Annotated in this window: 18 protein-coding genes; 11 read left to right on the forward strand and 7 right to left on the reverse strand. The window is 67.8% G+C overall.

The window, feature by feature from the left end; translation table 11 throughout:
* Positions 1–29: 29 nt before the first annotated feature.
* Positions 30–764, forward strand: coding sequence for a DinB family protein (locus tag ACFCV3_RS28695; protein WP_376034999.1), 735 nt, complete (start codon positions 30–32; stop codon positions 762–764).
* On the opposite strand, the gene ACFCV3_RS28700 is transcribed toward ACFCV3_RS28695, so the two are convergent.
* On the reverse strand, positions 750–1,571 hold the full coding sequence (locus ACFCV3_RS28700; RefSeq protein WP_376035001.1) for an AAC(3) family N-acetyltransferase: 822 nt from the start codon (positions 1,569–1,571) through the stop codon (positions 750–752). The genes ACFCV3_RS28695 and ACFCV3_RS28700 overlap by 15 nt on opposite strands.
* 47 nt (positions 1,572–1,618) lie before the next feature.
* Between ACFCV3_RS28700 and ACFCV3_RS28705 the strand changes: the two genes are divergently transcribed.
* Positions 1,619–2,377: a GNAT family N-acetyltransferase gene (locus ACFCV3_RS28705; RefSeq protein WP_376035003.1), complete on the forward strand. Its 759-nt coding sequence runs from the start codon at positions 1,619–1,621 to the stop codon at positions 2,375–2,377.
* A gap of 2 nt (positions 2,378–2,379) precedes the next feature.
* Positions 2,380–3,132: a hypothetical protein gene (locus tag ACFCV3_RS28710; RefSeq protein WP_376035005.1), complete on the forward strand. Its 753-nt coding sequence runs from the start codon at positions 2,380–2,382 to the stop codon at positions 3,130–3,132.
* On the opposite strand, the gene ACFCV3_RS28715 is transcribed toward ACFCV3_RS28710, so the two are convergent.
* Positions 3,089–3,811: an SDR family oxidoreductase gene (locus tag ACFCV3_RS28715; RefSeq protein ID WP_376035007.1), complete on the reverse strand. Its 723-nt coding sequence runs from the start codon at positions 3,809–3,811 to the stop codon at positions 3,089–3,091. The two genes, ACFCV3_RS28710 and ACFCV3_RS28715, sit on opposite strands and share 44 nt — an antisense overlap.
* A gap of 79 nt (positions 3,812–3,890) precedes the next feature.
* On the opposite strand from ACFCV3_RS28715, the gene ACFCV3_RS28720 reads away from it, so the two are divergent.
* Complete coding sequence (locus ACFCV3_RS28720; RefSeq protein ID WP_376035009.1) at positions 3,891–4,499, forward strand: TetR/AcrR family transcriptional regulator; 609 nt, start codon at positions 3,891–3,893, stop codon at positions 4,497–4,499.
* Here ACFCV3_RS28720 and ACFCV3_RS28725 read toward each other — a convergent pair.
* The gene (locus ACFCV3_RS28725; protein WP_376035011.1) at positions 4,496–5,866 is read right to left on the reverse strand and encodes an FAD-binding oxidoreductase; all 1,371 of its coding nucleotides are present in this window, start codon (positions 5,864–5,866) and stop codon (positions 4,496–4,498) included. The two genes, ACFCV3_RS28720 and ACFCV3_RS28725, sit on opposite strands and share 4 nt — an antisense overlap.
* 129 nt (positions 5,867–5,995) lie before the next feature.
* Here ACFCV3_RS28725 and ACFCV3_RS28730 point away from each other — a divergent pair, with 129 nt between their 5' ends.
* Both ACFCV3_RS28730 and ACFCV3_RS28735 read left to right on the forward strand, forming a co-directional pair.
* On the forward strand, positions 5,996–7,216 hold the full coding sequence (locus ACFCV3_RS28730; RefSeq protein ID WP_376035013.1) for a lactate racemase domain-containing protein: 1,221 nt from the start codon (positions 5,996–5,998) through the stop codon (positions 7,214–7,216).
* 60 nt (positions 7,217–7,276) lie between these two features.
* A complete protein-coding gene (locus tag ACFCV3_RS28735; protein ID WP_376035015.1) occupies positions 7,277–8,728 on the forward strand; it encodes a flavin-containing monooxygenase in 1,452 nt (483 codons plus the stop codon).
* 230 nt (positions 8,729–8,958) lie between these two features.
* Here the strand turns inward: ACFCV3_RS28735 and ACFCV3_RS28740 are convergent, their stop codons facing one another.
* Positions 8,959–10,332, reverse strand: a complete 1,374-nt coding sequence (locus ACFCV3_RS28740) for a cystathionine beta-synthase (protein ID WP_376035017.1) — start codon at positions 10,330–10,332, stop codon at positions 8,959–8,961.
* Positions 10,333–10,409: 77 nt separating this feature from the next.
* Between ACFCV3_RS28740 and ACFCV3_RS28745 the strand changes: the two genes are divergently transcribed.
* From ACFCV3_RS28745 to ACFCV3_RS28755, 3 genes are all read left to right on the forward strand, one after another.
* Positions 10,410–11,435, forward strand: a complete 1,026-nt coding sequence (locus ACFCV3_RS28745; RefSeq protein WP_376035019.1) for an SGNH/GDSL hydrolase family protein — start codon at positions 10,410–10,412, stop codon at positions 11,433–11,435.
* 85 nt (positions 11,436–11,520) lie between these two features.
* Complete coding sequence (locus ACFCV3_RS28750) at positions 11,521–12,285, forward strand: glycoside hydrolase family 16 protein (RefSeq protein ID WP_376035021.1); 765 nt, start codon at positions 11,521–11,523, stop codon at positions 12,283–12,285.
* Between the two features lie 120 nt (positions 12,286–12,405).
* Entirely contained in the window at positions 12,406–12,636 is a 231-nt protein-coding gene (locus tag ACFCV3_RS28755) for a DUF4287 domain-containing protein (protein ID WP_376035023.1), read from the forward strand.
* A gap of 83 nt (positions 12,637–12,719) precedes the next feature.
* Here ACFCV3_RS28755 and ACFCV3_RS28760 read toward each other — a convergent pair whose 3' ends face one another.
* The 3 genes from ACFCV3_RS28760 to ACFCV3_RS28770 all read right to left on the reverse strand — a co-directional run bounded on the left by ACFCV3_RS28760 (position 12,720) and on the right by ACFCV3_RS28770 (position 15,626).
* Positions 12,720–13,820: a VOC family protein gene (locus ACFCV3_RS28760; RefSeq protein ID WP_376035025.1), complete on the reverse strand. Its 1,101-nt coding sequence runs from the start codon at positions 13,818–13,820 to the stop codon at positions 12,720–12,722.
* Positions 13,821–13,923: 103 nt separating this feature from the next.
* Complete coding sequence (locus ACFCV3_RS28765) at positions 13,924–14,751, reverse strand: Bax inhibitor-1/YccA family protein (protein WP_376035027.1); 828 nt, start codon at positions 14,749–14,751, stop codon at positions 13,924–13,926.
* A 146-nt stretch (positions 14,752–14,897) separates the two neighbouring features.
* On the reverse strand, positions 14,898–15,626 hold the full coding sequence (locus ACFCV3_RS28770; RefSeq protein ID WP_376035029.1) for a DUF4118 domain-containing protein: 729 nt from the start codon (positions 15,624–15,626) through the stop codon (positions 14,898–14,900).
* A gap of 108 nt (positions 15,627–15,734) precedes the next feature.
* On the opposite strand from ACFCV3_RS28770, the gene ACFCV3_RS28775 reads away from it, so the two are divergent.
* Together ACFCV3_RS28775 and ACFCV3_RS28780 are read left to right on the forward strand one after the other, a co-directional pair.
* Positions 15,735–16,910 carry a GNAT family N-acetyltransferase gene (locus tag ACFCV3_RS28775; protein ID WP_376035031.1) on the forward strand — a complete coding sequence of 392 codons (1,176 nt, stop codon included), beginning with the start codon at positions 15,735–15,737 and terminating at the stop codon, positions 16,908–16,910.
* Positions 16,911–17,035: 125 nt separating this feature from the next.
* Positions 17,036–17,269, forward strand: a complete 234-nt coding sequence (locus ACFCV3_RS28780; RefSeq protein ID WP_376035033.1) for a hypothetical protein — start codon at positions 17,036–17,038, stop codon at positions 17,267–17,269.
* Positions 17,270–17,328: the final 59 nt, after the last annotated feature.

The following is a 17,328-nucleotide window of genomic DNA, read 5'->3' on the forward strand; positions in this document are numbered from 1 at the left end:
CGTCCGGAACCGGCGTTAGCGTGCGGAGTATGGCCGAGAACTTGACGAAGAAGGACCTGCGCGAGGGCTTGGTGCAGGACGTGGACTTTCAGTGTGCGCGGTTCGAGCGCGTCCGGTTCTCCGGGGCGGTGATGCGCGGGGTGGAGTTCGCGAACGCGCAGATCGACGGGGACATCGAGGATCTGGTGATCAACGGGGTCGCGGTAGCGCCGTTGGTGGAGGCGGAGCTGGATCGGCGGGATCCGGAGCGGGTGAAGATGCGGCCTACCGACGCGGACGGTTTCCGCGAGGGCTGGGATGTGGTCGAACGCTTGTGGGCGGGGACGGTGGAGCGGGCCCGGCAACTGCCGGAGGAGAAGCTGCATGTGCGGGTGGACGGCGAGTGGTCGTTCATCCAGACGCTCAGGCATCTCGTCTACGCGACCGACGTGTGGTTGTGCCGGGTGATCCAGGGTGATCCCGAGCCGTGGGATGCGTTGAGCCTCCCGTACGACGGGGCGACGCCGGATCCGCGGTTGCCCTGGGATCTCGCCGTACAGCCGAGCCTCGACGTGGTGCTCGCGCTGCGGCACGACCGGATGGGGCGCGTACGGCGCTACGTCGACCAACTCACCGACGAGGAGTTGAGCACCAAGACCACCCCGGTCGAAGGCCCGAGCTGGCCGCCGGCCGCGGCGTACGACGTCAAGATGTGCCTCAGCATCATCCTCAACGAGGAGTGGCAGCACCGCCTGTACGCCGAACGCGACCTACAACTGCTGTAGCCGCTGCTGGATGGCGGCGCCGCAGCGGGTGTCGTGATCGTCCGTGCACAGCATCGCCGCCGGATCGTCGAGGACCAGCTGCCGGGTCGCGTCAAGAATCGCGGCGATCGGCACCCGCCGGGCGCGGCAGTCGCCGATCATCACCTCGGTGGTTGCCGGACGCAACAAAGGCTCGATCAGGTCGAAGTGTTCACTCGAGCCGGAGATGTTCGGGAGCTCCGCCCACGACCCGTCACCGATCTTCGCGTACCGGTAGAACCGCGACCGCCCCAGCTGCTGCTCGGCCAGGTGGATCGTCGTGTTCGACGTGTGCCCGACTCCCAGCAGCAGGACGTCGCCGCCGAGCGCCTCGATCGGCCCGAGCGGCCAGTCGAGCCGCTGCGCCGCCAGCACCTCCGCCGCCCGCTCCCCCACGGCCAACCACGCCATCAGCGGATGCGAACTCCGCAACGGTGCAAAAGACGTCCGCAGTACGTCGGGAATCCGCCCCAGCCACCGATCGACCGGCAGATCGTCCCGGTACGCCGTCGCCTTCGCAACGCTCTCGTCGAAGGTCGCCCAGTCCTCCGCCGGCGGATACGCGTTGTGCGGCCGCTCCAGCCCCGGCGGCACCACAACCCCGGTCAGATCGAACGTCCAGCCCGGCATCAGCACAGTCCGGCACGTGTCGACCAGCGCCTGACACACCGCCTTCGCCCCACCCTCGACGTACCCGAAGGATTTCAGCGACGAGTGCACGAGGACGTCGGACGACCCGCCCAACCCCAGTTCCCGCAGCCCGGCGGCGATGTCCGATCCAGTGACCATCGCCAAAGCATGTCAGCTCGGACGCCGCCACGCTCTAGAATTTCCGGATGCGGGAGCGAGCACTGAAAGCGGCGGCGGACTGGGTCTGGGTACCACCGGATGCCGAGGACATTGCGACTGCGGACTACCGGCTGATCGTGTACGGCGGTCGCGGGCCGTCGGTGCAGTGGTCGTCAACGAGCCGGCCGCTCGACGAGGTAATCGCCGAAGTGCAGGCCCGCACACCCGACGGTACGGCGTTGCGGTGGTGGGTCGATGATCGGACCCGACCGGCCGACACCGCGGACGTCCTGCAGGCCAAGGGCTTTCAGGAGGTCGAGGTCCTCGAGATTCTCGCCCGGGAGCTGACGCCCGACCTGATCGACCAACTCGACGTACCCCCGGACGTGGTGGTGCGGCCGGCATTGGATGCCGAGAGCATCGAACGGGCCGCCGCCGTGGACTCGGAGGTGTTCGGCTGGCCGCCGCCGAGCCGCAACGAACTCGACCACGAGGCCGCGGCGATCGCCCGCGGTGAACGGTCGCCACTGCGGTTCGTGGCGGAGCTCGACGGTGAGATCGTGGGCTCGGCCGGGTCCACGTTGCTGGGCGATGTGGCCGGTCTCTGGGGTGGCGGCGTTCTGGAGAAGGCGCGTGGTCGCGGCGTCTACCGCGCGCTGATCGCCGCTCGGTGCGAGGCCGCGATCGCGGCCGGTGCAACCCTCGCACTGGTCACCGCCCGCACCGCGACCAGCGCACCCACTCTTCGCCGGATCGGATTCGTTGCCTACGGCACCAAGCGCTGTTACCAGCTCGGCACCACATGAGCGTGGCGGCGTTGAAGCGGTGGGCACTGGCTGCTGGTCTCGTCCTCGGACTGATCTGGTCCGTGGTCGCCTCGGCCTCGATGCCGAGCTGGTGGGACCCGAGCGAGTCCTGTTTCAAGAAACTCGGTCCGACGGTCGGCCCGGACGCAACGGTCCACACGAGCTGGTTCCCGCCCTCCGCGACCTGCGACTTCGGCAACGGCGACGTTCGGGACTACCTCAGCACCACCCAGTCGGTCATCCTGTCGATCACCGGCCTCGCGGTACTGGCCCTCGTAGCAGCCGGCATCATCCTGACCCTCCGAACCCTCAAAGGCGACCCAGGCCCCACGCGGTCGGCCGATGGCGCCGACCTGGGGCGCCGGCACCGCAACCACCTCCTGTACGGCGCCCTCGACGTACTGGTCCTCGTCGCAGTCCTGTCCGCCGTCAACGTGGCCGCGATCGTGTTCGGCGAGATCATCGGCGGCGTCCTGTTCGCCGTCACCACAGTGACCGCCCTCGGCACACTCGCGACGATCCTCGATCGGCACACCGGCCCACTCCCCAGTACGGCGCTCGCGAGCCGCCGCCGGGGCGCGGCAACCGGCGCGATCCTCTTCAGTGTGATCTTCGTGGCGACCGCCCTCACCGGCCAGCTACCGTTCTTCCGCCTCTGGGCCGCCCCGCTCGCCGCCATCACCTACGCCGTCGTCGTGCACATCCAGTGGACTAAAGCTGCGACCCACCAGTCGCATCCAGCGTCTGCCCAGTGACCCACCGCGCGTCCCCCGACGCCACGAACGCGACCACGTCGGCGACGTCGGCCGGCTGACCGACCGCGTCGAACACCGAGTACGCCGCGGCCGCGCGCGCCGCGTCCGGATCGGCGAGCCAGCCGTTCATCTCGGTCTCGACGATCCCGGGAGCGACCGTGTTCACCGTGATCCCGCGCGGTCCGAGCTCCTTGGCCATCGCCAGGGTCAGCGTGTTCAGCGCACCCTTGGTCATCGAGTACGCCGTGTCCTGCGGAAACGCGATCCGGGTCACGCCGGACCCGATGTTGATGATCCGCCCACCGTCCCGCAGCCGCGGAATCGCCTGCTGCACCAGGAAGAACGGCGCCTTGGCGTTCACCGCGAACAGCCGGTCGAACCACTCCGGCGTCACGTCCGCGACCGGCTGATGCTTCCCGATCCCGGCGTTGTTCACCAGGACGTCCAGCCCGTCGGCCGCCGCGTCGAACGCGGCCCACAACTCGTCCAGCGGCTCCCCCAGATCGGCCTTCAGCGCGAACGCCTGCCCGCCGGCCTCCTCGATCTCGCCGACCGTCCGCTTCGCCGCGGCGTCGTCACTGCCGTAGTGCACCCCGACCCGAACCCCGTCCGCCGCCAGCCGGAGCGCGATCGCCCGCCCGATCCCGCGGCTGCCACCGGTCACCAATGCAGTCCTCATCCTCACGAAGCCTTTCTCTAGTGGTCGTTACAGAAAGGACCGTAACACATTCTCTAGTGGCCGTTATAGAATGTGGTCCATGACCGAGACCCGCCGCGGACGCCCGCGCTCCTTCGACCGCGAGGCCGCGCTCGAGCAGGCGCTGCTGACGTTCTGGGAGCGTGGGTACGACGCCACCTCGGTCAGCGACCTGACCACCGCCCTCGGCATCGGCGCCCCGAGCCTGTACGCCGCCTTCGGGGACAAGCGCCGGCTGTTCGACGAGGTGGTCACCCGCTACCAGGCAACCCACGGCGCGTTCACCAGCCGGGCCCTCGACGAGGAGCCGACCGCCCGCGCGGCGATCACCCGCATCCTGCGCGAGGCCGCCGCCGAGTACACGGCGACAGACCACGCACCCGGCTGCCTGATCATCAGCGCCGCCCAGAACACGATCCCCGCTTCGGCCGAGGTCGCCGAGCAGCTCCGCGCGATCCGGCAGAACAACGTCGAGGCACTCCGCGACCTCATCCAGACGGACGTCGACTCCGGCGAACTACCGGCCGGCACGGACGCGCAGGCTCTCGCCACCTTTTTTGCGGCCACAATCCAAGGCATGTCGCAGCAAGCCCGCGACGGCGCCACCCGAGAGCAACTGCTGCAGGTCGCCGAGCTCGCGAACAGTGTCTGGGACGCCGCGGCTGCTTAGCCAGGCTCGATGTTCTGGTTGAGGTGGAAGACGTTCCCGGGGTCGTACTCGCCCTTGACCCGGGACAACCGGCGATAGTTGTCCTCGCCGAAACCGGCGAGCACGCGGTTGCGCCCCTCATTGCCGATGAAGTTCAGGTAGACGTAGCCGGTCGCCCATTCCTCGAGGTCCGCGCACAAGCCGCGGGCCCAGCGAATCCCCCGCTCGTCGTCGGCCGGATCCGACCACAGACCGAACGGGTGCACCACCCAATCCGCCTGCCGATGCGGCTGCGGCCAGCGCTCGGCAGCACGCCGTACGGCGCCTCCCCACGGCAGCACCGCCTGTTGCGACGGGGACGGGGACGGCATCTCCGCGGATCGGCCGGCGAAAAGCCGGATCGCCTCATCGGGGAACGACGCCAGGTGTTCGGCCGACCAGTAGTTGCGGAACCCCGGCGGGTCGTCCAGCGCGGACTGGATGTCGGCGTACGGCATCTCGGCGACCATGACGCCCTCCGGCGACATCGCGAACAGCGGCCCGAGCGCCGCTCGCAACTCCGCCTCGGTGCCTGCATAGACCGCCCCGACACCGACGACCAACTGACCCTGCAGGTGCTCCGGGACGAAGTCCTCCGGCGGCCCGGTCAGGTAGATCACGCCACCGCCGAGCTCCTCGGGCGCACCCTTCTCGAACAGATCCCGATACTCGCGCAGTACGTCGGATCCCGCCGACGCCGGCCAGAGCAGGAGCGCCAGCGTCGCGGCGGGTAGCTGATGGAGGCGGAAGGTCAGCGCGGTTGCGACACCGAAGTTGCCACCGCCACCGTGCAGGGCCCAGAACAACTCGCTGTTCTTCGTCTCGTCCGCAATCACCAACTGCCCATCCGCGGTGACGAGCTCGGCCGAGATCAGCGAGTCGGAGGCGAGCCCGAACTTCCGTTCCAGCCAGCCCGATCCACCACCGAGCGTCAGCCCGGCGACTCCGGTCGTCGACACCCGGCCGCCGGTCGTGGCCAGCAAGTACTTCTGCGTGGCACGGTCGAAGTCCCCCCAGGTCGCGCCACCACCGACTCGCGCGATCCGGGCGTCGGGATCGACCTGCACACTGTTCATGCGGCGCAGGTCGACGACCAGTCCCCCTTCGGTCAGGGCCATGCCTGCCACCCCGTGTCCACCGCCCCGGACGGCGATCTCCAGGCCGCGCTCAACGCCGTACCGGACCGCGGCCTGGACATCGGCGGCCGATTCGCACTGCGCGATCATCCCCGGCCGCTTGTCGATCATGCTGTTGAAGATCGCCCGGGCCTCGTCGTACTGCGGATCACCGTCGCGCAGGAGCACTCCGCCGAAACCCTGCGGTCTCCACCCCTCGATCGTCTCGGACATGCTGCATCTCCCCTTTTGTGCACTCCCCCAGGTGATCATTCGATCGTGCGTCGCCGGACCGGCGCGGTCAACGACTCCGCGCTTACCTGCCGATGACGCGATCACACCCGCATAGGTAGGGTCGGAGCCGTGAGCATCATCGGTGGCCCAGGTCAGGTCCTCAGCGAGGACGAGGTGACGGCGTTCGTCGGTGATGCCTTGGCCGGCGCCGGTCTGGAGGGTCGCAGTGTCTGCGTGATCGTGCCGGACGCGACCCGCAGTTGCCCGCTGCCGCTGCTGATCCGCGCGGTTCACCAGGCCCTGCACGGAAAAGTCAGCAAGCTCACCATCTTGATTGCCCTCGGCACCCATGCCGAGATGACACCGGACGAGCTCCGCAAACACCTCGGCGCCGAGTACGACGGCGTCCTCAATCACGAGTGGTGGAAGCCGGAAACCTTCGTCGACCTCGGTACCATCAGCGCCGAGCGCGTTCGCGAGATCTCCGGCGGAATGCTGAACGACGAGGTCCCGGTCCGGCTCAACCGGGCGGTCGTCGAGCACGACGTGGCCCTGGTCGTCGGCCCGGTCTTCCCGCACGAGGTGGTCGGCTTCTCCGGCGGCAACAAGTACTTCTTCCCCGGTGTCGCCGGTCAGGAGGTCATCGACGTCTCGCATTGGCTCGGTGCCCTGATCACCAGCGCAGGCATCATCGGCACGCTCGGCGTCACACCGGTGCGCGCCCTCATCAACGAGGCGGCCGCGCTGATCCCGGCCGAGAAGCTCGCGCTCGCCGTGGTCGCCCAGTCCGGCACGGACGCCCTGCACGCCATCGCCTTCGGGAGCACCATCGAGGCCTGGCAGGCAGCCGCCGAGGTCTCCGCCCAGACCCACATCACCTACCTCGACCACCCGGTCCGCCGGGTCGTCTCGGTGATGCCCGCGAAGTACGCCGACATCTGGACCGCGGCCAAGGGTTTCTACAAGCTCGAGCCGGTGGTCGCCGACGGTGGCGAGGTCATCCTGTACGCCCCGCACGTCACCCAGATCGCCGCGATGCATCCCGAGATCGAGGAGATCGGCTACCACTGCCGCGACTACTTCGTCGGCCAGTGGGAGAAGTTCCGCGATCTCCACTGGGGCGTCCTCGCGCACTCGACCCACCTCCGCGGCGCCGGCACCTGGGATCCGGCCACCGGCGAACACCTCCGCGTCCAGGTCACGCTCGCAACCGGAATCCCGGAGGACGTCGTCCGCCGCGCAAACCTCAACTACCTGGACCCAGCCACCGTCGACCTGGCCGCCTACGCCGCCGACCCTGACACCCTCGTCGTACCGAACGCCGGCGAAGTCCTCCACCGCCTGAAGTAGTTGGCAGCAAGAGGCAACAACGGTTCCCAGGACGGTGACTCGCCGGTAACCTCGGGGCCTATGACAGAGGTCGTGATCATCGGGTCCGGGTTCGCCGGTTTGTGTATGGGGATCAAGCTGCGAGAGGCCGGGTGCGAGGACTTCGTCATCCTGGAGAAGGCTGACCGGCTCGGCGGCACCTGGCGGGACAACACGTATCCCGGGTGCGCGTGCGACATCCCGTCGTACCTGTACTCGTTCTCGTTCGAGCAGAACCCGCGCTGGACCAGGATGTTCGCCCCCTGGCACGAGATCCTCGAATACCTGGAGTTCTGCGCGGACAAGTACGGCGTCGCGGACAAGATCCGGTACGGCGCGGAGGTCACCGAGGCGGCGTTCGACGAGACGACCGGCCGGTGGACCGTGACGATCAACGGCGACGAGACGATCGAGACCCAGGCCCTGGTGACCGGGGTCGGTGGCCTGCACGAGCCGAGGTACCCCGACCTCCCAGGCCTCGACTCCTTCGCCGGTACGGCGTTCCACTCGGCGCACTGGGATCACAGCTACGACCTCACCGGCCGCCGGGTGGCTGCGATCGGCACCGGCGCCTCGGCAGTCCAGTACGTGCCGCAGATCGCGCCGCAGGTCCAGCAACTGGATGTGTACCAGCGGTCGGCGGCGTGGATCACGCCGAAGCCGGACCGTGAGATCGGACCGCGGGAGCGGCGGTTGCACGCCGCCTTCCCGGCCGGGCAGCGACTCATCCGGAACACGATCTACTGGGCCCTGGAGGCTCGCGGTGCCGGGTTCGCGGCCAACCCGAAGTTGATGAAAGTCCTTGAGCTGCAGGCGAAACAGCATCTGCGCAAGCAGGTCCCGGACCCTGACCTACGCGCCCGGCTGACCCCGGACTACCAGATCGGCTGTAAGCGGGTGATGGTCTCGAACGACTACTACCCGGCCTTCAACCGGTCCAACGTCGACCTCGTCACGACCCCGATCGCCCGGGTCACGCCGACCGGTATCGTCACCGCCGACGGGATCGAGCGGTCCTGCGACACGATCGTGTTCGGCACCGGGTTCTCGGTGATGGGGAACCTGACCCGGATGCCGATCCTCGGCAAGGACGGCACCGACCTCGGCGAGCACTGGAAGCGCGAGGGGATCGGCGCCCATCTCGGCATCACCGTCGCCGGCTATCCCAACCTGTTTCTGCTGATCGGGCCGAACACCAACACCGGCCACTCCTCCGCGGTCTTCATGATCGAGGCGCAGGTCCGCTACGTCATGCAGGCGCTGAACCTGCTCCGGCGCCGGGCGGCGACGTACGTCGAGGTGCGTGAGGAGGTCCAGCAGAAGTTCGTCGACGGTCTCCAGGACGACCTCAAGGGCACGGTCTGGGACGCCGGCTGCACCAGCTGGTACCTGGACGGCACCGGGCGGAACTCCGGGATCTGGCCGGACTTCACGGTCACCTACTGGCGCCGTACCCGCAAACTCGATCCAGCGGACTTCGTGCTGGTCAAATAGGGGCGACCCGCACTCCTGAAGGATGACTACTCAGGGTCGCGTGTACGACCTTGGGATGAACGCAAGACCATGCCGGTGGCCGATGTCCGGAGCCGCGGTCTGAAGGAACCTTGAGCTATGGAAATCCTTCAGATCGCGGGAGCAGCAGCCATCGTCATCGGCATCGTCGTGATGGCCCTGCTCGCCATCGTGCCTACGGTCGTCGACCGTTAAGTCTTCCCGTTGGGAAGTCAGTCGGCGGACAGATGGACCAAGAGGTCCTGCCGGGTCAGTACGCCCACCGGCTTGCCGTCGTCCAGCACCATCAGGGCGTCCCGACCCTCGAGCAGCTCGACCGCCTTCGTGACGGCCTCGCCGGCCCCCAGGGACGGCAACGCGGGGTCCATGTGCAGCTCGACCATGTCGGCCAGCCGCGCCTTGCCGGAGTACAACGCGTCCATCAGCGTCCGCTCCGACACCGCGCCGGCGACCTCGGCAGCCATCACCGGTGGTTCCGCGCGGACCACCGGCATCTGGGAGACGCCGTACTCGCGCAGGATCGCGACCGCTTCGGCGATCGTCTCGTGCGGGTGCGTGTGCACCAGCGGCGGCAGGCTGCCGTCCTTGCCGGCCAGCACGTCACCGAGCGTCGTGCCCTGCCGTGCCTGCGCGAGGAATCCGTACTGCGCCAGCCAGTCGTCGTTGAAGACCTTCGTCAGGTAGCCCCGGCCGCCGTCGGGCAGCAGCACGACGATCACGGCCTCTGGGTCGTTCAGTTCGTGCGCGAGCCGGATCGCCGCGGCGGCCGCCATACCGGCTGAGCCGCCGACCAGCATCGCCTCTTCACGCGCCAGCCGCCGGGTCAGCGCGAACGAGTCCGCGTCGGAGACCTCGATGATCCGGTCGCAGATGTCGCGGTCGTAGGTCTCAGGCCAGAAGTCCTCACCGACGCCCTCGACCAGGTACGGCCGGCCGGTACCACCGGAGTAGACCGAACCCTCGGGATCGGCGCCGATGATCTGGACGCGACCGTTCGACACCTCCTTGAGGTAGCGGCCGGTGCCGGTGATCGTGCCGCCGGTGCCGACACCCGCGACGAAGTGGGTGATCTTTCCCTCGGTCTGCTCCCAGAGCTCGGGACCGGTCGTCTCGTAGTGCGAACGCGGGTTGTTCTGGTTGGCGTACTGGTTCGGCTTCCAGGCGCCCTCGATCTCACGGACCAGACGGTCGGAGACGTTGTAGTACGAGTCCGGGTGCTCCGGCGCCACCGCGGTCGGGCAGACCACGACCTCGGCGCCGTACGCCTTGAGCACGTTGCGCTTGTCCTCGCTGACCTTGTCCGGGCAGACGAAGACGCACTTGTAGCCCTTCTGCTGGGCGACCATGGCGAGCCCGACTCCCGTGTTACCGGAGGTCGGCTCGACGATCGTGCCACCCGGCTTGAGCTCGCCGGAGGCCTCCGCCGCCTCGATCATCCGGACCGCGATCCGGTCCTTCACCGAGCCGCCCGGGTTGAAGTACTCGACCTTGGCCAGGACCAGCGGTGTGGCCCCGTCCGTGGTCTTGCCCAGCTTCACGAGCGGGGTGTTGCCGACGAGGTCCAGGAGAGATTCTGCGTAGCGCACACCATCACTGTAGTGATCGTCGTGTCGTTTCCACTATTTCGCTTGCTTGTGGGTGACAGCGTGTAATCCTTGTACCCATGAGTAAAGGCAAAGCCAGGGCGGCCAAGAGGCTCGCCCAGGCCGCTGCCTTCGGGGGCGGGGGACTCGGACTCATCGGTGCCACGTTGTACGGCGTACTGACCGCGGAGGCCGAGTACGTCAAGCGCGTGATCGGGCCGATGCGGTACTACCCCACTCCGGGGAGCGGTCTGTACGGCAGATACCCAGGACTACCGATCACGTTCGCCATGCTCGGCGACTCCAGCGCCGCCGGTTACGGCACCGACACCCCGGACGAGACGCCCGGGGTGATCCTTGCTTCCGGGCTCACCGATCTGGCCGAGCGCCCGGTCCGGCTGGTCGACGTCTCCAAGACCGGCGCCAAGTCGACCGATCTGGCCCAGCAGGTCGATGCCGCCCTCCAGGCCGGCCCACACGTCGCGGTCATCCTGATCGGGGTGAACGACGTGAAGGCACAGATGTCGCCGTCGGTCTCGGTCCGTTTGCTCTCCGCGGCAGTACGGCGGTTGCGCGCGGCGAACTGTGAGGTCATCGTCGGCACCTGCCCGGATCTCGGCGTGGTGCGCCCGCTGGTGCCGCCACTGCGGCAGTTCGCCCGCGCTTGGAGCCTCCGGCTCGCCGCGGCGCAGACCATCGCCGTGGTCGAGGCCGGCGGGCGGACGGTCTCGCTCGGCTCGCTGCTCGGACCGGCCTTCAAGGCCGACCCGACGATGTGGGGGCGGGACAACTTCCACCCGTCCGCCATCGGGTACGCCGCTGCCTCCGCCGCGCTACTGCCTTCCGTGGCGGCTGCGATGGGGGTCGGGCCGGAGTCGTTCGTGCACCCCGAATCGTTCCGGGGCGAGGCGATCCTGCCGATCGCGGAGGCCGCCGTACAGGCTGCCCGGACGGCCGGGACCGAGGTCGCGGCGACCGAAGTGGCCGGGCGCGAGCGTGGGCCGCGGGGCCGGTGGGCCGCGCTGCGGCACCGCCGTCGGCACCCGAAGGCCGAGGTCGACCGGGTGGAGCCGGAGACCCAGTCCGAGTCTTTGATTAACATCTGAATCAAGTTCCGGAACCGGCAGCCGGTTGACTGGGAGCGCTTCCAAACACACGATCGGAGCCCGCCCCACCGCTCCGGAGGTCAGCATGACCAGGTTCCGCCCCGCCTTGCTCGCACTCGCCGTACTCACGCTCGTGGGTGGTGCCCTGACGCCGACCGGCAGTCAGGCCGCCACCACCGCGATCGGCGGCAGCTTCACCGACAACTTCGACGGGTTCAACACCGGCCGCTGGCACAAGGCCGATGGCTGGAGCAACGGCTCGATGTTCAACGTCGGCTGGCGTGCCGACCACGTCTGGTTCAGCGGCGGGGTGATGGGCCTCAACCTGGACAACGCATCCTGCCCCGGTGGCTGCTCGGGTAAGCCCTACGCGTCCGGTGAGTACCGCACCAACGACCTCTACTCGTACGGCCGGTTCGAGACCCGCATGAAGGCGGTCAAGGGCTCCGGCACGGTGACGGCGTTCTTCACCTACACGGGCCCGAGCGACAACCAGCCCTGGGACGAGATCGATGTCGAGATCCTCGGCAAGAACACCACCCAGATGCAGACCAACTACTTCACCAACGGCGTCGGCGGGCACGAGAAGATCATCAACCTCGGCTTCGACGCCGCGGCCGGCTATCACGACTACGCGATCGAATGGTGGAACCAGGGCACGATCAACTGGTTCGTCGACGGCAGGCTGGTACACCAGGAGAACGGCTCCCGCGGTGCGCTGCCGACGCGCCCGATGCGGATGATGATGAACCTGTGGCCCGGCATCGGCGTCGATGGCTGGCTGGGTCCGTTCAACTACACAGGCCGACTGACCGCCACCTATGACTGGGCTCGCTACACGAAGTACTGATCGCGTGTCTCGTGAGATGGGCCAGCTGAAATGAGACGGTCATGAAGAAGGCCTTGCCTGTAGGCGTCTTTGTGGTGCACAGTCGATAGCAACGCGGTACCCCGATAACGGGAGGCGACGATGGGCTTGAACCACTCCGAGGAAACGCACCAGCGTTTGGTGGAGAAGGTGCCCAGATGCACCGGACGCGGTATGACCGAGTGGTTCCAGCTGATGAACGACGGACCGTCGTTCCTGCGCTTCGACGACAGAGTGCGGTGGCTCTCCAGCGAGTACGAACTCGCGCATGGGCACGCAACCGCCATCGTCCATGAGTACGACCTCGTCAAAGCACAACGGCGAATGAGCTGACAGCCGAACAGGAGAAGAGTTTTTCGGAAGGCCTGCCCCTACAGGTGGAGGGGCGGGCCCTTCCTTGTCCTGCACAGCCTGTTCTACAAGGGATTTCGGGTCACCAGGTCAAGTTCGTTGCCTTCTGGATCGGTCAGTGAGCAACGACCTGGTTGTTCGGCCCGGATCTGTCCACCGGCCTGCAGCGCTTGCGCTACGCGGGCCGGCAATTGGTCGTGCGCGATGTCGAGCTCGAGCCGGATCCGGTTGCGCTGCTGACGTCGCTCGGTCTCACTCGCGTCGAGCTGCTGGAAGATGAACCCTGGATTGAGTCTCCGGGGGTCGTAGATCTCGCCGACCTCGACCCGCGGATCCGGGGTGTACCCGAGAACCGTTGCCCAGAACGCCTGAACAGCCGGTACGTCGACCGCGTCCAGCCCCAGTTGGACGAACCGCAACTCGTCGGTCTTCGCGGTCAGCCCGAGGTCGTGCGCCGCGGTCTGGATTCGCGTCGCCAGCTCGACGAATGCTTCGCCGGCTTCTTCCCACTTGTCCTTGCCGTGGTCGAGGACGACACCGTCGGCCCGAATATCCAGACCCAGCGGAATGCCGGCCGCGTCGGCGAGCTGGGCAACAGCCGTCACCAACTGAACTGCCTGTGCCGCTGATGCCGTCGGGTAGAAAGTCATTGCTGCGAACAACGTCTGCCAGTCCGAGGCTTCGGGCGAGAGCGAATCCTGGGGCACCAGGTCCAGCTCATTGCCTTCGCTGTCGGGGAGCATCACACCCCAGGCCCCCGTCGGTTTGCGGTCTCCCCGGACGGTCTCGACCACCGCGGACGGCCGTACGACGTCCACGTGGAAGCGATTCCGCAGCGGGCGCACGTCGTCGGTCGGCAGGACGCTGATGTCCGGATCGCGGTGCAGTGGATCCACGAGCCGCTCACCACCGGTCGCGCGGTAGCCGAACGCCGTACGCCAGAAGTCCTTGACCGCGGCGGTGTCCACGGCGTCGAACACGATCCGCAGCTCCTGCAGCGCAGCCGGATCAGAGGTTGGCGCCGGCCCGCCTGGAGCCGGTCGGACTCGGAGACCACTTGGCCGCAGGTCGATGTCCGGCAACGGCCCGGCGTCGGCCCACCGCCCCACCACGGCGGCTCCGGCACTCAAGGACGGGGTGTCGAACCATGCTCCCAGCTCATCCATGCCCTCACCCTAGGACCCATTCCGGACGATCCCCTTCCGGAGAACGGCCGAGGGGCCGACTCCTTGGTGGAGTCGGCCCCTCGGGTCGGATCGTGCTTGCTGACTAGTCGCCACCGCGGAGGATGGCGAGGATGCGCAGCATGTTCCAGTACAGCCAGACCAGCGTGACGGTCAGGCCGAAGGCCGCCCGCCAGGCCTCGTTCTGCGGGGCGCCGGCGCGGACGCCCTGCTCCACCATGTCGAAGTCCAGGATCAGGTTGAAGACCGCCAGGCCGACACCGAGCGCCGCGAACAGCAGGCCCATCGGGCCCATCCCGCTGATCCCGGTGCTGAACCCGAGCAGGCCCAGTACGAAGTTGACCAGCAGCACCCCGGCGAAGCCCATCGTCGCCAGGATGACCATCTTCTGGAAGCGCGGTGTCACCTTGATCGCGAAGTACTTGTACGCCGCCAGCGTCAGGCCGGCCGTCACCATCGTGGCCAGGATCGCCTGCACGACGATGCTGGAGTCACCACCGACCCAGTTGACGATGACCTTGCTGCCGACACCGAGGAAGACACCCTCGAGCGCCGCGTAGACCATCACCAGCGCGGGGTTGATCTTGCGCGAGAACGACAGCACCATCGCGACCGCGAAGGCCAGCAACGCACCGCCGAGGAAGGCCGGCAGCACCAGCCTGTCCGGCACCATGTTCCACGCGACGGCGCCGACCGCGGCCACCACACCCAGTGTGATCGCCGTCTTGACGATGACGTCGTCCAACGTCATGGGGCGGCTGCCGGCCGGTGCACCCTGGTACTGCTGGGGCGGCACACCCGGTCCGCCGTACTGACCGGGCTGCTGACCGTACGGAGCGGCCCCCGGATAAGCCTGGCCATGGCCAGGCGCGAACGCACTCGACCGGTTCAGGACCGGGTTACTGCTCTGCATGACATTCCTCCTGGTGACCCACATCCGGGGCCGTATCGAAATACTACGGTCCCACCCTTAACAACATCTGAGAATCCACCCCTCGTTCCCCAACCGAAACCCAAACCCCAGCACCAATTTCAATCGGGCACCAATGGAATTGCTGATTACCGGGGTTGGGTGGTGAGGGCAGTGGCGACCTGGTCGGCGAGGGCTACGGCTACCTGGCGTTGTTCGAGGTCCGGGCGGGCGATGTGGGTGGCGGCGGTGAGGAGGAAGCGGCCGCGGACGCGGCCGGCGTGCTGGACGGGGAGTTCGATCTCGGCGTTCGTGGGGAGGCCGTCGCGTTCGACCTTGAGGACGTGACCGCCGCGGGTCACCGTGCCGTCGCGGTTGAGCTGGGGTGCCGAGGTCCGGTTGTTGCCGGCGACGAACTTCACGCCGTCGATGCCCAGGACGACGGTCAGCTCGGCGCGGACGTGATCGATCAGCTCCTGCGTGGATCCACCGGTCGCGACTGCCTGGGAGGTCGTGATCACGCCGTCCAGGTAGCCGCGGTGCCGGGAGGCGCGGGCTTGTTGCCGACGGCCCCAGATCGCGACCTCGCTGACCGCGACACCGATCACCACCAGCAGGATCGTGGTCTCGACGTCGTCGCGACTGTCGATGGTGAACCTGTTGTAGGGAACGGTCAGGAAGAAGTCGAACCACACCGCACTCGACACCGCCGCGAGCACACCCGCCGAGCGGAACCCGAACGCGGCCACCCCGACGATCACCACCGCCAGCACCAGCGCGGCGTTCGCATTGTCGAAGCTGTCGCGCAAGAACGCGAGCAGACCACACACTGCCGGTGGGATCACCAGCCCCACCGCGAGCACCTGGTTGCGATTCACGATCCCATTGACCCTCGCGCCCGCACCTCCGGACAACCCTTCTCACAAACGTCTATCAGCCGAAATCCAGTGGCCGCCCGACGTCGCCACGACCTACCGTGCTGAGCTATGCACACCCTCCGCCCAGCCACCCTCGACGACGTCGACTTCCTGGTCGATGTCGCCATCGAAGCGACCCGCGCCCAAGGCCGCCTCTCACCAGAAGCCGCCGAGCCGGGCTGGCGCGAGGGATTCGCCGACGTGTCCCGCGAGCAGATCACCGAGGACCCCACCGGCACCAGCGTCATCGAGGTCGACGGCCGCCCGGTCGGCCGCCTCCGCGTCGCTCGCCATCCTGGTTCCGTCGAGCTCTGCGGTATCCAGCTGGATCCGTCGGTGCAGGGTCGCGGCATCGGTACGGCGATCATCCGCCAACTGCAGCAGGAGGCGGCCGGTCGCGGCGTACCGCTCGATCTCGGGGTCGAGCGCGACAACCCCGACGCCCGCCGTCTCTACGACCGCCTCGGCTTCCTGCAGTACGCCGAAGACGACCGCGAGCACAAACTCCGCTGGCGTCACGACATCTGGACGACCGACATCGCCACGACCTACGACACCCCTGGCGTCGGCATGTTCTCCGACGACGTCCTCGGCCCGACGACCGAGCGGCTGGCCGAACTCGCCGGCGACGGGCGAGCCCTGGAACTCGCGATCGGGACCGGCCGAGTCGCTGTACCACTGGCTGCCCGCGGCGTGCCGGTCAGCGGCATCGAGCTCTCCCCGCCGATGGTCGAGCAGCTCCGCACCAAGGCCGACGAGGCGACCATCCCGGTCACCATCGGCGATATGTCCGCCGTCCGGGTGCCAGGCGAGTTCACCCTCGTCTACCTGGTCTTCAACACGATCTCGAACCTGCTCACCCAGGAAGAACAGGTCGCCTGCTTCCGCAACGCCGCCCGCCACCTCACCCCCGGCGGCCACTTCGTCATCGAACTCTGGGTCCCCGAACTCCGCCGCCTCCCACCCGGCCTCCCCGCCACCGTAGGCATCGCCGACCCCGGTTACATCCTCCTCGACACCTACGACGTCCTCCACCAGCACGTCACCTCCCACCACTTCCACTTCACCGCGGACTCCTCCGAGGCCCGCCTCACCCGCACCCCACACCGCTACATCTGGCCCGCCGAACTAGACCTGATGGCCCAACTGGCCGGCTTCACCCTTGAATCCCGCCACGCCGACTGGTCCGGCACCGAGTTCACCGCCGACTCCCCCTCCCACGTCTCGGTCTACCGGCTCCTCTAACCGTCGGCAAGGACACGTAGTGGTCCGGCCAACCGCTCCAAGTCACGCTCAGCACCCCGCCCCGCCGCTCCCTCGGCACCACTACTACCTGTCCTTCCCGACACATCCGGTCGAGACTGCAGTTCATGACCGACGAATCACTGTTCACTCGCCTGGCGCCCGTCCTGAACGTCTCCGACCTGGGCGCCGAGCGCGCGTTCTACGAGAAACTCGGCCTTCCGGTGATCTACGAGGGCACGGAATACCCGGACTTCATCGCGTTCGGAACAGAGACTGTCCATTTCGGGATCCAGCAGGCGAGCCAGGAGAACGATCCACCGAGTGGGTACCGACTGGCCCTGGAGGGGCCGACCGAGTAGGCCGTGCCTTGCGGTTCTGTGACGGGTGGGTGGATGGCTCGGCGCAGCGGGGGAACCGG

It is taken from the genome of Kribbella sp. NPDC056345 (assembly GCF_042262745.1).
Lineage (GTDB): Bacteria > Actinomycetota > Actinomycetes > Propionibacteriales > Kribbellaceae > Kribbella.

Coding starts and splice junctions, on each gene's coding strand:
- ACFCV3_RS28780 (WP_376035033.1), top strand. CDS start 17,036: ATGACCGACGAATCACTGTTCACTCGCCTGGCGCCCGTCCTGAACGTC.
- ACFCV3_RS28700 (WP_376035001.1), bottom strand. CDS start 1,571: ATGGTCACTGGATCGGACATCGCCGCCGGGCTGCGGGAACTGGGGTTG.
- ACFCV3_RS28750 (WP_376035021.1), top strand. CDS start 11,521: ATGACCAGGTTCCGCCCCGCCTTGCTCGCACTCGCCGTACTCACGCTC.
- ACFCV3_RS28705 (WP_376035003.1), top strand. CDS start 1,619: ATGCGGGAGCGAGCACTGAAAGCGGCGGCGGACTGGGTCTGGGTACCA.
- ACFCV3_RS28775 (WP_376035031.1), top strand. CDS start 15,735: ATGCACACCCTCCGCCCAGCCACCCTCGACGACGTCGACTTCCTGGTC.
- ACFCV3_RS28725 (WP_376035011.1), bottom strand. CDS start 5,866: ATGTCCGAGACGATCGAGGGGTGGAGACCGCAGGGTTTCGGCGGAGTG.
- ACFCV3_RS28745 (WP_376035019.1), top strand. CDS start 10,410: ATGAGTAAAGGCAAAGCCAGGGCGGCCAAGAGGCTCGCCCAGGCCGCT.
- ACFCV3_RS28720 (WP_376035009.1), top strand. CDS start 3,891: ATGACCGAGACCCGCCGCGGACGCCCGCGCTCCTTCGACCGCGAGGCC.
- ACFCV3_RS28735 (WP_376035015.1), top strand. CDS start 7,277: ATGACAGAGGTCGTGATCATCGGGTCCGGGTTCGCCGGTTTGTGTATG.
- ACFCV3_RS28765 (WP_376035027.1), bottom strand. CDS start 14,751: ATGCAGAGCAGTAACCCGGTCCTGAACCGGTCGAGTGCGTTCGCGCCT.
- ACFCV3_RS28760 (WP_376035025.1), bottom strand. CDS start 13,820: ATGGATGAGCTGGGAGCATGGTTCGACACCCCGTCCTTGAGTGCCGGA.
- ACFCV3_RS28755 (WP_376035023.1), top strand. CDS start 12,406: ATGGGCTTGAACCACTCCGAGGAAACGCACCAGCGTTTGGTGGAGAAG.
- ACFCV3_RS28715 (WP_376035007.1), bottom strand. CDS start 3,811: ATGAGGACTGCATTGGTGACCGGTGGCAGCCGCGGGATCGGGCGGGCG.
- ACFCV3_RS28695 (WP_376034999.1), top strand. CDS start 30: ATGGCCGAGAACTTGACGAAGAAGGACCTGCGCGAGGGCTTGGTGCAG.